Origin of the sequence: uncultured Flavobacterium sp. (genome assembly GCF_963922255.1) — a bacterium.
GTDB lineage: Bacteria > Bacteroidota > Bacteroidia > Flavobacteriales > Flavobacteriaceae > Flavobacterium.
This window is the reverse complement of sequence record NZ_CAWUIC010000002.1, coordinates 98294-114285: the sequence shown is the minus strand read 5'-3', so window position 1 is coordinate 114285 and position 15992 is coordinate 98294. Positions and strand designations below refer to the sequence as shown.

Here is a 15992-nt window from a genome sequence, read left to right as displayed (position 1 = left end):
TTTAAATAAAAAAAGGATTGCGTTTAGCAATCCTTTTTTATTGTAGGGCTTTTTTGTTTTTGTAATCAATCCAACTTTGACCTTTTAAATTACGCATCATAACATCGAAATATCGCATTATAAAAACATTGTAAAAAGCTTTGGCTAGATTTTTTGGTTTGCTTGGAAATGCTCTCAAACTCATTGAAAAACCTGGAGTAATATATTTCATATAATGCCAATAACCTTCTGGCATGTATAAAGTTTCACCGTGTTTTAAATCACAAACAAAACCTTTAGCGTTGTTTAATTTTGGAAATACCTCATAATTGGGATTATCAAAATCAATGTCTTCTCTTGCAATTAATGCATAAGGAACTTTATACAAATGTTCAGTTTGATCTGGTGCAAACAACATACATCTTTTTTTTCCATGAAAATGAATGTGTAAAATATTGGAGTAATCAATATCATAATGCATAAAAACTTTAGCGTTTTCACCACCAAAAAAAAGCATAGGTAATTGTTTAACTAATCGAAGACCAATTTTAGGCCATTTAAAATCTCCATGTAAAACAGGAACTTCTTTCATTAAATTGTATAAAAAGATACGGTAATTTGTCGGTTTAGATTCAAGTAAATCAATATAATCACTCATTTTCATGGTGGCATGAGCTTCATTAAAACCTTCTTTGTGAGAAACAGGTCTGTCATCATACAAAGGCACAACTTTTTCTCCGGCAATATCCTTTATATAAGACAAATTCCATTTTGAATAAGCAGGCCAATCATCGATTAAATGTTCAATGACAACAGGTGTTTGAGTTTTGAAATACTTATTGTAAAAATCAGTTTTAGCTATGGTTTTTACACGTTCAATTTCTTGTAGTTGAATCGACATAAATAGTTTTGTTATTTACATATAACAAATTTATTAAAGTGTTTTCAAGTTTATGAAAAATTAAGAAAAATTTATTTATTCATTTTAGGTTTTAGCACAACATCTTTCCAATATTGCATTAAGGTAAAAGAGCCTATTAAACTTGAAGCAATTCCTTCAAAGAAAAGAATACTACAATATTTAATGATGTTATTGTCTTCGCCAAAGAAAAAAGTGTCAGAAAGCTTATCTAGATATGTTTCACCACCTTTTATGTAAATAAAAATGATAAGACCTACAATTCCTAAAAAAACTCCAATTACACCTGTTTTAAAACCAGAAACTAAATTATATAAATATTCCGATTTGTCTGTTCTGATGTTGTATTTTATTGTTTCGTTTATTCCAAAAAGAACAATAAAAGCATTTAAAATTCTCAAATAATTTTTGTCAGCAAGGCCTAAAAAATCCATTAAAAGGAAAAATATTCCGATGCCAAGAAAAATTACAATACCGTTTTTTAATTCAATATTATTTTTCATAATCTTCTATTTTTATGTTAAAGTTATGAAAAATAATTATAAAAAACTGAGTTACATTGTTTAAAGTTTAGTTAAATTAATCGATTAGTACCCAATCGTTATGAGAAAAATAATTCCATTTAGCTTTGGCAAAGTCTAGTTTAGGATCTATTAAAGTTCGATAAGGCTTTCGATTTATACTATTTTTACAATCAATAAAAATGGAAATGTTTTTACCTTCATATTCTTTTTTTATTCGCTGACAATATTGCCAGATAAAATCGGGTTTAGTTGCCAAAGCATTGACTTGTTTATAACTTAAATTTTTATTGTAATAGTATGAGGTTGTTTTTTTAGTGTCGATATCTAAAATCTTAAATTGAATATAGCCACTTTTTTGTCTTAGCATCATTCGCCAACTTAGACGGTGACCTTCTTCAGTTATGAGCACATCTCCTTTTATAAAATGATGTCTTAATGGCAATAGTAACTGTATGATTAAAAAGGGTATTAAAATGTATTGAACTATACTTTTATGGCTTTTGTCAAATGATTCAATAAAAACTGGTTTCTTCTTTTTAAAAAATAACCTTCGAATTGCTTCGGGTTCATAAAAAAACAAAATAAAACCAAGAGCAAAAAACGGGAAAATACCAATTTGTAATACAATGGCATTAAAAATGTGAAATATAAAAGAAGCAATAAATGCAATAGTTCTAGTTCTCTTAAATAATAAAAAAGGAACGATTAGCAAGTCAAATAAAATTCCAGAATAAGCGATAAATAAATAAAACCACTTTTTGGAGAATATGTTTTTTATAAACTCTATATCAGTTGAGCCCAATAACAAATTTTTAGTAAAAGTTCCATCTAGCCAATCTGGATAAAATTTTGCAATAGCGGCAAAAAAATAGACAATACTGATTTGTATGATGAATAGAAGTGAAACCCAATATGGCATTACCTCTGATTTAATTTTTGGATTCCATTTAGCATCAAAAGATTTGTATTTATTAGCGGGCAAAAAACACATATAAAAACTAATTACAAGTAATAAATAATAGTGATTATTATAAGCTGTTTTTTGAGCTAAATAAACACCAGCCCAAAGAAATGTAAATGAAATTATTGCAAATCTATATTTGGCTCCAAGCATAATTAAGATGCCACATAAACCCATGATTATAAAATACAAATACATGATATCTCCATGTAAAATTTCTAACCATTCAAAACCAATAAATGTAAAGGTGAAATGTGTTTCTATAAAAACTCTTTTTACCCAACCGGTAAGAATTGCACCAAAACTTTCAGCTGCAACTAAAAAACCAAATAATATTCGAAACAATATTAATGGTGAGTTTTCTATGTTTTTATAAATATTGGAAATTATCATTTTTGGAAATATAATTTTTAGAATAAATTTCGTCTAAATGTAATTGTTTTTTTAATTTATCCAATGATTCAAATTTTTGTTCATCTCTGATTCTTGAAAGTAAGTTGATACAAATTTCTTTACTATAAATCTCACCGTTAAAATCAAAAAAATGTATTTCTATGCTATTAGACTCACCATTTACAGTTGGGTTTTTACCAATATTCATCATTCCGAAAACGGTTTTCTCATCAATAATGCTAGAAACAATATAAACACCATTTTTAGGAATTAGCTTGTAATCTTCTTTAATTTTGAGATTAGCAGTTGGATAACCTATAGTTCTTCCAATTTTTTTTCCTTCAATAACTTTACCACACAAGCTGTAATTATTTCCTAAATACGTATTTGCTAGTTCAATATTTCCTTCTAACAATGCATTTCTAATCTTGGTTGAACTGATTGAGATATCATCTATTTCTTTTGCCGAAATTTGTTCAACCTCAAAGTCATATTTTTTACCTAAACTAATTAAATCATTAATGTCGGCAGATCTGTTTTTTCCAAATTTATGATCATAGCCAATTATAATTTTGGCTAAATTTAATTGATCAACTAGAATTTTCTTTACAAAGTCTTCAGCAGAAAGTTCAGAAAAAGTGGTGTCAAATGGATGAATGATTAAATTATCAACTCCAATTTCCTGTATCAATTTTGTTTTTTCAGTGATAGTATTTAGCAGTTGAATTTTAGAATCTTGCTTTAAAACCATTCTTGGATGAGGAAAAAAAGTAAGTAATACACTCTCGTAATCATCGCTTATTGCTTCTTTTACAAGTTTTTTTAGGATTTTTTGATGTCCAATATGAACACCATCAAAGGTTCCTAAGGTTAAGACACTTTTCTTTTTTCTGTTGTAATTAAAAAGGGAATTGAATGTTTTCAAAATTGATAAATAAATACAAAAGTATTGATAATAGGGCTTATATTCCTAATATTATAAAATAAAAAAAATAAATTTAACAATGGTTTTGATTATAAATCATTAAATTTGTAGACTAACTATTATCTGAAATTATTATGAAAAAATTTTCACTTTTCACTTTGTTTTGGTTAATTTCTTTTTCAATGTTTGCCCAAAATGGGAAGATGTGGAAAGAAGTTTCTAAAGATGAAGTAATCCGAACAAATAAAAATGTGGAAAGATTATCCTTTCCCGAAGAATTTAAATTATTCAAAATTGACGTATCATCTATAAAACAAGCACTTGTAGCTTCACCAGATAGATTTTCAAAAAGTAAATCGAATACAATTATTTCTTTGCCAAATATTAATGGTGTAATGGAAAAATTTGAGGTTTATGAAGCATCTAATTTTGAAGCAGATTTACAAGCTCAATATCCAGAAATTAGATCTTATGTTGGAGTTGGTATTGATGATAAATTTGCACAAATACGTTTTAGTGTTGATCCAAAAGGAATTCAAACTATGGTTTTCAGAGCTGGAAAACAAAATGAATTTATGGAGCCATACTCTGCAGACGGTTCGGTTTATGCAGTATATAATTCTTCAAGAACGAAAGGAAAATTACCATTTACTTGTTCTACAGAAGACCACGCTATTGTAGAAAATATTAATCCAGAGCTTTTGAAGGCAAACAATAATGTTTTAAAAACATTTAGATTAGCTATGTCTTGTAATGGAGAGTATACAATTTATCACGGAGGAACTGTTGCTGGAGCATTAGCTGCCATAAATGCTACAATTACTAGAGTAAACGGTGTTTTTGAAAAAGATTTAGCTGTTCGTATGAATATAATTGCAAATACAACTACAGTAATTTATACAGATCCAAATACAGATCCATACACAGGAATAAACAATTGGAATGCACAATTGCAGTCAACCTTAACTACGAATATTGGTGAAGCAAATTATGACATTGGACACATGTTCGGTTCTACTGGTGGTGGTGGAAGTGCTGGATGTATTGGATGTGTTTGTGTAAACGGACAAAAAGGAAGTGCTAAAACATCTCCTTCTGATGGTGTTCCAATGGGAGACACATTTGATATTGATTATGTAGCTCATGAAATGGGTCATCAATTTGGAGCAAATCATACTTTTTCTCATGCGTTAGAAGGATCAGGTGTAAATGTTGAGCCAGGTTCTGGTTCGTCAATTATGGGTTATGCTGGTATTACAAGTTATAATGTACAATCGCATTCTGACGATTACTTTACTTATAGAAGTATACTTCAAATTCAGAACAACCTTCTTTTTAAGACTTGTCCTGTTAACACTGCAATTACTCATGGTGCACCAATAATAAATGCTGGTCCTGATTGGACAATACCAAGAAGTACACCATTTATATTAACAGGAACTGGAACAGATCCTAACAACGATCCTTTAACCTATTCGTGGGAACAAAATAATACAGCAACAGCTGCATTTACGGGAGTTTCTCCAACTAACACAACAAGTCCTAACTGGAGATCAAGAGTACCTGAAACGGTTCCTGTTAGATACATGCCTAAATTAAGTAGTGTTTTAGCTAATACTTTAACTGCAGATTATGAATCAGTTTCTTCTGTTGCTAGAACATTAAACTTTACTTTAACTGGAAGAGATAATGTTATTGGTGGAGGACAAACAGGTTCAGATGAAATGATTGTAAATGTTTCGGGAACGGCTGGACCTTTTGACGTTACATCTCAAAATACAGATCAACTAGTTTGGGCTCAAGGATCTTCTCAAACGATTACTTGGACTGTAAATAATACTACTTCATTAGTTGGTTCTACTAATGTAGATATATTATTGTCAACCGATGGAGGACAAACTTTTAATATTACACTTGCTTCAAACACACCTAATGATGGAAGTGAAGTTATTACTGCTCCAAGTATAAATTTCCCTAATTGTAGAGTAATGGTAAAACCTACAGGAAACATTTACTATGATATAAATACTAAGTCATTTGCAGTAGGAAATTATGTTTATCAAACACAAAATGTTTGTACAGATTATACTTTTCAATTAAACCAAGCTATTAATTATGATGCTACTAATGTGTATACGGTAGGACCTTTACAAATAAATGACAGCTTTACATTAACAGATGCAAATGTTCGTATACAAGCAACTCATCCTAATATAGGAGATTTAGTGATAGCTATATTGGCTCCTTTCCAAACAACTTTAAATACTGCATTAGTATTGAATAATTGTAATGGTTCTGCAAACATGGATTTAATTTTTGATTCTCAAGGATTTGCCTTAAATTGTACTAATACTACTAATATGGCAGCAACAATTCCTTATTCTTCAACTGCATTTTCTTCTTATGTTGGAAACAATTCTGCAGGTGCTTGGAGAATTTATATTGCTGATAATGTTAATGATAATAATAATACATCAGCTGTATTAAGTAGCGTTACGTTTAATTTATGTCGTTCTGCATTGGTTCCTGTTTTAGAAACAGAAACATTTGGTTTGACCGATTTTTCTTTATATCCAAATCCAAATAACGGTAATTTTACAGTTCAGTTTTCATCTGAAACTAGTAACGATGTAAATATTATGGTTCATGATTTAAGAGGAAGACAAGTTTATACTAAATCTTTCCAAAACAACGGATTGTTCAGTCAAGAATTACAATTAAACAATACAGCTTCAGGAATTTATCTTGTAACAGTTCAAGATGGAAATAGAAAAGAAGTTAAGAAAATTGTTGTTGAATAAATTTCAGTAATTTATTTAAAACACAAAAAAGGGATGCTAATTAGCATCCCTTTTTTATTTTCCGTTATATTGATTCATGGTTTCATTTAAACCAGCTAAAGCAAAGGAATTTATTATTTCTGCAGAAATATTTAATCGTTCTTCAAGTTTTGCTTTTTCTTCTTCAGACCATTCTCCTAACACATAATTAACTTGTTGTCCTTTTTTAAATTCATCACTTATTCCGAATCTAAATCTTGGATATTCTGAAGAATTTAATAGAAGTTGAGTGTTTTTTAGGCCATTGTGTCCACCATCTGTTCCTTTTCCTTTTATTCTTATAGTTCCAAAGGAAAGGTTTAAATCATCTGTAATGACTAATAAATTCTCTTTAGGGATGTTTTCTTTTTCTAACCAATACTTAATAGCTTTTCCGCTAAGATTCATGTAAGTATTTGGTTTTAGCAGAAAAAGAGTTCTTCCTTTTATTTTATGTTGTGCTATTTCTCCAAGTTTTGCAGTTTGAAAATCTATATTTTCTTTTTTGGCATAATGATTTAATATTTTGAAACCTATGTTGTGTCTGGTATTTACATATTCTGAACCTATGTTTCCTAGTCCAACAATTAAAAATTTTTTCATTGGGTCAATTGTTTCTATTTGTTTTTGTTTGAAAATATTGAATATCCATTTCATTTTGTAAAAATACTATTTTTTAAATTTTATAGATAGAAAAAGCAATTCAAAAAAAAAGCACCAGAATAAACTGATGCTTTTTGCTATAATTTTGAAAAAAATTATTTTTTCTTTCCAGCTGTTTTTTCTGCTTTTGCAGCTTCTTGAGCAGCTTTCATAGCAGCACGAGAAATTCTTACTTGACAAACAACAGTGTTGTCAGGGTGCATGAATTTAAAATCAGCAGTTGGTAATTTTGTAATATAAAGTTTGTTACCCATTTCTAATGGAGTAATGTCTGCTTCAATAAAATCAGGTAAATTTTTTGGTAAAGCTTTTACTTTTAATCTTCTTTGAGCTAAACGTAAAACCCCACCAGCCATAACACCTGGAGATTTTCCTGTTACTTTTACAGGAACTTCCATGATAACTTCTCTATCATCTTGTAATTGGAAGAAATCGATGTGTAAAATTTTGTCAGTAACTGGGTGAAATTGGATATCTTGTAAGATAGCATCAATTTTTTTACCACTTTCTAATTCAACAACAACAGTATGTGCATTTGGAGTGTAAACCAATCCTTTGAATGCTCTTTCGTCTGCTGCAAAATGCACTGGTTGGTCTCCACCGTATATAACACACGGAACCATTCCAGCATCACGTACGGCTTTAGTTGCCTTTTTACCTACGTTTTCTCTTTCTTGTCCTTTAATTGTAATTGACTTCATTTTAAATATATATAATTAATTAATATTTTACATTAAAAATTTTCCACTGATGGAATTGTTGTTTTGTACCATATGCATTACTTCTGCAAAAAGAGGTGCACAACTTACTACTCTTATTTTCTTAGATTCTTTTTTCAAAGGAATAGAATCGGTAACTATTAATTCTAATAATTTAGAATTTTCTATTTTTTCATATGCATCTCCTGAAAGAATTGCATGTGTACAAATTGCTCTTACGCTAATTGCTCCTTTTTCTATCATTAAATCTGCAGCTTTGGCTAAAGTTCCACCTGTATCAATCATATCATCTACAAGTACAACATTTTTTCCTTGAACATCACCAATAAGTTCCATTGTGTCTATTACATTGGCAACTTTTCTCTGCTTATAACAAATAACCACATCCGATTCTAAAAATTTAGAATAAGCATATGCTCTTTTTGAACCACCCATATCAGGAGATGCAATTGTAAGGTTTTCTAGATTCAAACTTTTCAAGTAAGGTAAAAAGATTGTAGAAGCAAACAAATGATCTACTGGTTTCTCAAAAAAACCTTGAATTTGATCAGCATGCAAATCCATCGTCATAATACGAGTTGCTCCCGCAGTTTCTAACAATTTTGCTACTAACTTTGCTCCAATTGGTACTCTTGGCTTATCTTTTCTATCTTGTCTTGCCCAACCAAAATATGGTATTACTGCAGTAATATGTCGTGCTGAAGCTCTTTTAGCTGCATCAATCATTAGTAATAATTCCATTAAATTGTCTGAACTTGGAAAAGTAGAACAAACAAGAAAAACCCTCAATCCTCTTATTGATTCCTCAAAAGAAGGTTGGAATTCACCATCACTATATTTAGAGAACGTTACTTTTCCTAGCGTTGTGCCGTAATTCTCGGCAATTTTTTCCGCTAAGTACACGCTCTGAGAACAGGCAAATACTTTTGCTTCTGGTTCTTGATGTGGCATGTTAATTTGTTGTTTAGTAGTTAGTTAGTTGTGTGTCGCATTAGCGAGGTGCAAATTTAGAAATAAATTTTAACTCTGAAAGGATATTTTGAAGTATTTTTCTTTTTTAATTAAAAAAATTATTACATTTGCAATCCTAATTTACAGCAGCCTTGGTGGCGGAATTGGTAGACGCGCACGACTCAAACTCGTGTTCTTCGGAGTGTGGGTTCGATTCCCACCCAAGGTACAAAAAGCCTCAAGTTAATTCTTGAGGCTTTTTTCTTTATATTTTCAGTATTGTTTTATTAAAACTGAATTTTTCTAACTTCTGTAATTCCGTTTGCTAACAGAATTTTTACTATTAAAGTTTGTTTGGTTGGAAGGATATGAGAAATTACAAAATCATTATTTTCAATTTTTGAATTTGAACTTAAATTTCTGCCTAAAATATCAAAAACTGTTATTTCTTGTATGAATTGATTAGTCGAACGAACATTAATATTATTGTTCTCAGTTGAAACTAAAACTTGATTATTAGTGTCAAGATTTACCGCATCTAAAATAGAATTTTGATAAACGATTTCAAATCTAGAATCAAACTCTCCAATTACACTTGTAAATGTATACGGACTATTTTTAATATTATGTGTTATATTCAATAAATTATCTTTTAAATATATTTCTTGATTTCCTTCAAACAATCCATCAAAATTATTAATGGAAATAGTAAAATTACCTGCAGTTTGTGTTTTGAACTTTAGTGGAACAATATCTTGAACATCAAAAGGTAATGGTCTTCCTTGAATTGTATATTCTTCATTATTAATCAAAGAACTTAAAAATGTTGGGCTATCATTTATCGATTTTCCATCAATTAAATTATCAAAACCTAAAGTTGCATTTGAAATATAACCTATCATCATTTGACTGAAAAATCCATTATCATTGGTTAAATTTAGCCAAATTCTATTTTTTTCTAACGTTAATGTTTGAAAAACTGACTTTCCAAAATTCATTCTAAAAAACTGATTGTTATTATTGTCTACTCTCAAATCATTGCTAAAAGTAACTTTTGGAGTTGTTACATTTTTAGCTCCAACAATAAACCCTTGTCCTACTTGTATAGTTCCATTTGGAATTGGACTGGTAGCAGTAGTTGTAGTTGCTCCTCCTAATGTGTATGTTGCATATCCACTTCCGGCAGCATTATTTTCTTCTCTAAATAAATAAATTACACCCTCAATATCTGAGCTATTATTTATTAAAAATGTTTCAGCATTAATTGTTGATGGATAAGGGTTTCCAATTAAATTATAGTTGAATCCAGACCCAAAATAGGCTAAATTGACATCAAAATTTCCGTTATTTGGCACACCACTTGTAAATTGCCCTGTCCAAATTGTCGGAGTAGTAGGATGATTATTAGGCATTCTAATTAAATATCCATTAGCGGGTTGAAATGTTGTTGACACTGGATTAGCAATTACATTGTAAGCATTAGCTTGTGTGTTATAATAGTAAAATCTATTGTTTAACGTTTCAGGTGAAAAGTTTTTTAATGTCTGAGAACTTGCTAAAGGATTTGACCAAAGCACATAATCTAATCGTTTCAAAGGATTTGTTTCTCTAAAAACAGTTGCATTTCCAATATTTGAAGCATTTTCAATTTGAATTAGATTTGAATTATTTTGTAGTGTTAGGTTTGCAGTGTTCTCTATATTAACTTCATTTTCAATAATAAAATTATAACCAGATGAAAGAATTACATTTGAGTTTCCAATTATATTTAATGAACAAGCTTCTAAATCTCGTGTTGAAGTGAAATTGCCATTAATAGTTGCAGCAACATTACTTACAGGATAACCATTTGACCACGAAGTTCCATTCCACGTTGTTGTAATTTGCCCACAGGTTAAAGGAGTATTCGGTGTTGAACAAATGTTTAAACTCCAACTATTTATTGTTCCACCATCTTGGTTTACACTATCAAAAACACGTAATGTCCATGTCCCTTGTGAGTCTGTTCCAATTAAAGAATTAAAAGAACCTGTTGGAGCTAAATTTCCAGTAATTGCAGGATTTGTTCCACAACTTAATACAGAACCATTAGTAGAAAAAGTAGCAATTGCATTATCATTACTTGTACATTGACCAGAAAATAATTGAACTTGAGTGCCAGATGGACTTATTAAAGTTACTGTTAGATCACTAATCCAAGTATGTGTAATGTTTAAAGTTACACTTATATCAGAAATGGTAACATTATTTATGGCAGGAATTGTTAAAGTTGAATTTACTGTTGGTGTTCCACTTGCAGAAATTGTCAAAGGAACATTTGTAGAGTTTACATTAGAACAAGAATTTTGCCCAGTTGTAAATCTTGATATAGGACTAATTACTCCTTGACAACCTTCATTTTTAGCAAGGACTCTCCAAAAATAATTTGTGTTTTCCGACAGTCCAGTTAATTGGTAACTTGTAGAAGTTGTATTTGTTGTTAAGAAAATAGAATTAAAATCAATATCTGTAGCAACTTCAACATAATAATTTGTAGCAGCTGCATCTGCATTCCATTGTAAATCAAAAGCTGTTGGTAGTGCAAAAGCTCCATCAGCTGGACTGACTAAAGTCATTTGAGAAAAAGCAGAATTTCTAATTTGTAAATAAAGATTTACGGTTTTAGTAGTTGCTCCTGAAGTACCAGAAACGGTCATTGAATAAATACCAGGACTTACTGAACTTGTATTTGATAAAGTCATTGTAATTATTTCATCTGAACTTACTGTAGATGGAGAAAATACAACTATTGTTCCAGCTGGATTTCCTGAAACACTAAAAGTTGTATTGGCTGAAAAGCCACCTATTGTTTCATATTTAATATCATAAGAAGCATCATCTCCTTGGCAAACAACTTTGTTTTGACCATCAATGGTTCCATCATAAGAAAGAGAAAATGTGCTTGATGATGTTGTAACCGTAAAATTTGTATTAGAAACATCATAGAAAATATGACTATTTCCTTTAACCATAATTCTTCTATTAGTACCTGTTGCACTTGGCATTGTTACAACTTCGGAACCATCATTCGGAACTTTACTAGCTAATAGAGTAGGGAAAGAAGCTCCACCATTTGAAGACAGATAAATATCTACAAATTCACAATCAACTCCGTTTGAAGTGGTTCCTGCAACATCCCAAGTAATTGTTTGATTGCTCCCTCTTTGCCATGATACATTTGTATTTGGGGAATTTACTAAAAACGGTCCAGCTGTTCCAGATACTGTAACATCCATTAAATCGGATGAAGTTTGACCAGCTCCTGCAACATTATCTCTTACTAGAACCGAAAAAGACATGTTTCTAGCAACTGAAGGGACTACTTCCCAAGTATTTGATGTAGCTCCAGTTAAAACAGTTGCTAAATCAGGCATATATCTTGAAGGTGATGTTGTTCCTGTTAAAGAACGAAACATTGGTCCTGAAGTTCTTGTAGAAGTAGGAGCAGCGTTCGAATTAGGGTTTTCAGGGTCATTTTGTTCCCAAGTGTACGTTAAAGGATCTCCATCAGGGTCAGAACCTGTTGCTGTTAGTATAAAAGCTGTACTTTTGGGAATAGTATAATCTGATCCTGCACTTACTATTGGAGGTTGGTTTGAAAAAGGCACATTAACAGAACAACTACCAGCAGTAGTTTTTACATAATCAGATATATCTCTAATATTTACATATCCAAAATAAGCATCACTATTGTTTTGTACATTTGCAGCACAAATTCCAGCGTAAGCCATAATTGTTGATCCACTTCCTGGTTCAACTTCGGTTGCTCCACTTCCTGAACGACAATTACTATTACTTTGTGTATGATAACCTCCAAATTGATGTCCCATTTCGTGAGCTACATAATCAATATCAAAAGCATCACCTGTTGGGTTTGATCTTCCAGTGTATCCTCTGCCTTTGTGTGTATTATTTTGTGAAGTAGATTTACAAACACAAGCCAAACAACCTGCATTTCCTCCACCTGTTGTGTTAAAATTATGACCAATATCATAATTGTTTACACCAATAACACTATCAATTGTTTGCGCTGTCTTTGTATTCCATTCATTTGACCATGGATCACTTGTAGTGCTTCCTAAATATATTATCAAATCATTATTAGCAACAAAAACCATTGTTATACCTAAGTCTATTTCATAAACACCATTTACACGTGTCATTGTAATTGCCATTTGTGCTTGGATGTTTGCTTTTTGTTGTGCAGTTGTTCCTGTTCCAGCAAAAATATTTCCATATTCAGCTGTACAAGATTGGGCTAATCTATAAGTTCTTAAAGTACTATCGTCTGTATTTAAAGTATTGATTGGATGAGCATTTCTATCAGTTTCTAATGAAGGTAAATGAACATCTTCTTCAGTTAAACATTCAAAATCTGGACTTCCTCTTTCTAAATCTGATCTTTTATAAACGATATAGTTTTGTGCATTTTCTGTATAAGGATCAATAAAAACCGTACTTTTCCCTGATGAAAATGTCATACTATGTAAACCAAATTGCGTTACCGAAAAACGTGCTATTGCTGTTGGATCATCAACACCTTGGGCAGCATAAGATTTTATCATTGGAAATTTATCAGCCAATTCTTGCTCCATAATTGGAGTTTCCATTACATGATAACGTTCTATTTTTCCGTCAGCGTTTGGTAAAAGAATTTCGTGTGTTGATCTTCCTAAAAAGCTTCCTCTTACTGGAGCATTTAAAAGTTGGTTTTTAAAATTTTCGAGATTTAAGCTCAAAATTTTATAGTTTTTAGGAGTATTAGCTCTTCTTACCTTTGATAAAGTTGTAAGTTCTCTTTCGTTTTTTATTTGCCAATTATTTGTTTGGGCAAATAATGAAAAACTAAAAAAAAGTATTAATAATAGTAGTTTTTTTTTCAACATTTTATGGTCTTTTAATGTGAGGTTACTCAAAAATAACTTTTAAATGTATTAAAACCCAATTATTTGTTAATTTTTGAGACAAAAACATATGTTTTTATCAATAAAAAAACATTTTTCTTACATTTTCTTTATTACATAGGTAACAATTCCCCAGATAATTAACTCGTTTTCTTCGGCAATTTGTATGGGTTTGTAATTTTTATTTTCAGGCATTAGGAAAACATTATCACCTTCTATTTTTATTCTTTTTACGGTGAATTCACCATCAATAAAGCAAATAGCAATTTTGTTGTTTTGAGGTTCTAAACTTCTATCAATTACTAAAATATCTCCATCATCTATTCCTGCTCCAGTCATTGAATTTCCACTTGCTTTTGCGTAAAAAGTAGCTTCTTTATTTTTGACTAAAACATTGTCTAGACTAATTTTACTTTCATCAAAATCGGCTGCAGGTGAAGGAAAACCAGCTTTAATTCCACTTGAAATGTAGGGTAGCTCTATCTGATTTTCTAAATCGGGAAGAAAGAATTGTATTTTTTGGTTCATTGGTTTTGTTTTTGGAACACGGATTTTTTCGTCTTAATACTCAATACTTTTGTCTTAATACTAGCATTTGACTTCTAAAATATCCTTAAAATCTGTTGTGTATTTTGGAGACAAGTGCTTTTGCCTCATTTTCCATGTTTTTTGTAAATCTTGATTTCCTAATCGAATTTTGCGTTCGCCAATTTTTTTATGAAAATTATCCATTACCTTCATTAAGGCTTGATGTTTCGGGTTTTCTTCTTCAAACAAATGAAATTGCTTTTGATTTTCGGGAATGATATCAGAGACTATAATTCCGGCTTTTTTATAAATTTCACCTTCTTGAAAAAGTTCTTTTAATAATTTTACAGCGACATTACTTATTGTGATGTTAGAATTACTGGCAAAAGGAATTGTTTCTAATTTGTAAAAATTATAGCGACTTCGTTCCACTTTATGTTTATCAATTCGTAAATAGAGAATAATACTATGACAGCACGAGTTTTGTTTGCGTAATTTTTCGGCACAAATGGTTGCAAAAGTTGAAACACGTTCTTTCATTTCGTCAAACGTTGAAATTGTTCCTTCAAAACTTCGGGTAATAGCAATACTTTTTTTTGCAGAAGGAGCTTCTTCTAATGGCAAAACTGATTTTCCTTCTAATTCGTATTTTAAACGTAAACCCACAACACCCATTTCTTTTTTGATGAAAGTTTCGTTGTGAGATAAAGTTAAATCGTAAGCTGTTAAGATGTTTTTGGCTTGCATTTTTTTGGTTAGGCGAAAACCAATTCCCCAAACATCTTCAATTTTAGTCCATTTCAGCGCTTTGATTCTCTTCTCATCAGTATCAATTACATAAATTCCTTGTGTACGCTCTTGGTATTTTTTGGCTATTTTATTAGCAACTTTAGATAAAGCTTTAGTAGAAGCAAAGCCAATGCAAACTGGAATACTCAACCATTTATTGATTCTAGTTTTTATTTGAAGTCCGTAATTGTGATAATCATCGATGTTCATTCCATCAAAATTTAAGAAAGATTCATCGATGCTATAGATTTCTACATTTGGTGTAAAGCCTTCTAAAATTTTCATAACTCGATTGCTTAAATCACCATACAAAGCATAATTAGAAGAAAATACTTTGACGTTTTTTTCTTTTAATTCATTTCTAATTTTGAACTCAGGAGCACCCATTGGAATACCTAAATCTTTTGCTTCATAACTTCTAGAAATGATGCAACCGTCGTTATTTGAAAGAATCACAACAGGTTTGCCAACGTATTGCGGTTGAAAAACACGTTCGCAAGAAGCATAAAAATTATTACAATCGACTAAAGCATACATTTTACAAATTTAAAACATATCCTATCCAAATTTATAAAACGAGCGTTAAAATTATGCATAAAAAAAAGCCTTGCAATTGCAAGGCTTTCTGTACTTGGGTAATCAAAAAATAATATATATTAGTCTTCGATAACTACAACTTGTGCAGCTACTTTACCTTTTCTTCCTTCTTCTTCTTCGTAACTAACGCTTTCGCCTTCAGTTAATGATTCAACTCTCATTCCACTTGCGTGTACGAAAATGTCTTTTCCTGTTTCATCATCTGTGATAAAACCGTAACCTTTTGATTCATTGAAGAACTTAACTTTTCCTGTTCTCATGTTGTAATGTAAAATATTATTA

The 15992-nt window shown here is 30.7% G+C and carries 12 protein-coding genes and 1 tRNA gene; 2 read left to right on the top strand and 11 right to left on the bottom strand.

What is annotated here, in order from left to right:
* Window positions 1-37 precede the first annotated feature (37 nt).
* The 4 genes from AABJ49_RS02595 to AABJ49_RS02580 form a co-directional block, all read right to left on the bottom strand.
* On the bottom strand, window positions 38-880 hold the full coding sequence (locus tag AABJ49_RS02595) for a cupin-like domain-containing protein (protein WP_338375876.1): 843 nt from the start codon (window positions 878-880) through the stop codon (window positions 38-40).
* 71 nt (window positions 881-951) lie between these two features.
* Window positions 952-1401 (bottom strand): hypothetical protein, encoded by a 450-nt coding sequence (locus AABJ49_RS02590; protein ID WP_338375874.1) that lies wholly within the window; start codon window positions 1399-1401, stop codon window positions 952-954.
* A 76-nt stretch (window positions 1402-1477) separates the two neighbouring features.
* Entirely contained in the window at window positions 1478-2776 is a 1299-nt protein-coding gene (locus AABJ49_RS02585; RefSeq protein ID WP_338375873.1) for an HTTM domain-containing protein, read from the bottom strand.
* Window positions 2754-3701, bottom strand: coding sequence for a bifunctional riboflavin kinase/FAD synthetase (locus tag AABJ49_RS02580; protein WP_338375871.1), 948 nt, complete (start codon window positions 3699-3701; stop codon window positions 2754-2756). The genes AABJ49_RS02585 and AABJ49_RS02580 overlap by 23 nt, the downstream gene beginning before the upstream one ends.
* A 134-nt stretch (window positions 3702-3835) precedes the next feature.
* On the opposite strand from AABJ49_RS02580, the gene AABJ49_RS02575 reads away from it, so the two are divergent.
* Window positions 3836-6502, top strand: a complete 2667-nt coding sequence (locus AABJ49_RS02575; RefSeq protein ID WP_338375869.1) for a reprolysin-like metallopeptidase — start codon at window positions 3836-3838, stop codon at window positions 6500-6502.
* A gap of 54 nt (window positions 6503-6556) precedes the next feature.
* Here AABJ49_RS02575 and pth read toward each other — a convergent pair whose 3' ends face one another.
* The 3 genes from pth to AABJ49_RS02560 form a co-directional block, all read right to left on the bottom strand.
* Window positions 6557-7123, bottom strand: a complete 567-nt coding sequence (gene pth / locus AABJ49_RS02570) for an aminoacyl-tRNA hydrolase (protein ID WP_338375867.1) — start codon at window positions 7121-7123, stop codon at window positions 6557-6559.
* Between the two features lie 155 nt (window positions 7124-7278).
* Window positions 7279-7884, bottom strand: a complete 606-nt coding sequence (locus AABJ49_RS02565) for a 50S ribosomal protein L25/general stress protein Ctc (protein ID WP_338375865.1) — start codon at window positions 7882-7884, stop codon at window positions 7279-7281.
* Window positions 7885-7911: 27 nt separating this feature from the next.
* The gene (locus tag AABJ49_RS02560; RefSeq protein WP_338375863.1) at window positions 7912-8853 is read right to left on the bottom strand and encodes a ribose-phosphate pyrophosphokinase; all 942 of its coding nucleotides are present in this window, start codon (window positions 8851-8853) and stop codon (window positions 7912-7914) included.
* A 149-nt stretch (window positions 8854-9002) separates the two neighbouring features.
* On the opposite strand from AABJ49_RS02560, the gene AABJ49_RS02555 reads away from it, so the two are divergent.
* Window positions 9003-9082: transfer RNA gene (locus AABJ49_RS02555), tRNA-Leu, on the top strand.
* A gap of 58 nt (window positions 9083-9140) precedes the next feature.
* Here the strand turns inward: AABJ49_RS02555 and AABJ49_RS02550 are convergent.
* The 4 genes from AABJ49_RS02550 to AABJ49_RS02535 all read right to left on the bottom strand — a co-directional run bounded on the left by AABJ49_RS02550 (window position 9141) and on the right by AABJ49_RS02535 (window position 15970).
* Window positions 9141-13778, bottom strand: a complete 4638-nt coding sequence (locus tag AABJ49_RS02550) for a reprolysin-like metallopeptidase (RefSeq protein ID WP_338375861.1) — start codon at window positions 13776-13778, stop codon at window positions 9141-9143.
* 117 nt (window positions 13779-13895) lie between these two features.
* Window positions 13896-14324, bottom strand: coding sequence for a translesion error-prone DNA polymerase V autoproteolytic subunit (gene umuD, locus AABJ49_RS02545; RefSeq protein ID WP_338375859.1), 429 nt, complete (start codon window positions 14322-14324; stop codon window positions 13896-13898).
* Window positions 14325-14384: 60 nt separating this feature from the next.
* Entirely contained in the window at window positions 14385-15650 is a 1266-nt protein-coding gene (locus tag AABJ49_RS02540; protein ID WP_338375857.1) for a Y-family DNA polymerase, read from the bottom strand.
* Window positions 15651-15769: 119 nt separating this feature from the next.
* Complete coding sequence (locus AABJ49_RS02535; RefSeq protein WP_026717616.1) at window positions 15770-15970, bottom strand: cold shock domain-containing protein; 201 nt, start codon at window positions 15968-15970, stop codon at window positions 15770-15772.
* Window positions 15971-15992 lie beyond the last annotated feature (22 nt).

What these genes read in the sequence shown, in the direction of transcription:
- AABJ49_RS02575 (WP_338375869.1), top strand. Translation starts at nt 3,836, where the DNA reads ATGAAAAAATTTTCACTTTTCACTTTGTTTTGGTTAATTTCTTTTTCA.
- AABJ49_RS02565 (WP_338375865.1), bottom strand. Translation starts at nt 7,884, where the DNA reads ATGAAGTCAATTACAATTAAAGGACAAGAAAGAGAAAACGTAGGTAAA.
- AABJ49_RS02550 (WP_338375861.1), bottom strand. Translation starts at nt 13,778, where the DNA reads ATGTTGAAAAAAAAACTACTATTATTAATACTTTTTTTTAGTTTTTCA.
- AABJ49_RS02590 (WP_338375874.1), bottom strand. Translation starts at nt 1,401, where the DNA reads ATGAAAAATAATATTGAATTAAAAAACGGTATTGTAATTTTTCTTGGC.
- AABJ49_RS02595 (WP_338375876.1), bottom strand. Translation starts at nt 880, where the DNA reads ATGTCGATTCAACTACAAGAAATTGAACGTGTAAAAACCATAGCTAAA.
- umuD (WP_338375859.1), bottom strand. Translation starts at nt 14,324, where the DNA reads ATGAACCAAAAAATACAATTCTTTCTTCCCGATTTAGAAAATCAGATA.
- AABJ49_RS02535 (WP_026717616.1), bottom strand. Translation starts at nt 15,970, where the DNA reads ATGAGAACAGGAAAAGTTAAGTTCTTCAATGAATCAAAAGGTTACGGT.
- AABJ49_RS02560 (WP_338375863.1), bottom strand. Translation starts at nt 8,853, where the DNA reads ATGCCACATCAAGAACCAGAAGCAAAAGTATTTGCCTGTTCTCAGAGC.
- AABJ49_RS02540 (WP_338375857.1), bottom strand. Translation starts at nt 15,650, where the DNA reads ATGTATGCTTTAGTCGATTGTAATAATTTTTATGCTTCTTGCGAACGT.
- pth (WP_338375867.1), bottom strand. Translation starts at nt 7,123, where the DNA reads ATGAAAAAATTTTTAATTGTTGGACTAGGAAACATAGGTTCAGAATAT.
- AABJ49_RS02585 (WP_338375873.1), bottom strand. Translation starts at nt 2,776, where the DNA reads ATGATAATTTCCAATATTTATAAAAACATAGAAAACTCACCATTAATA.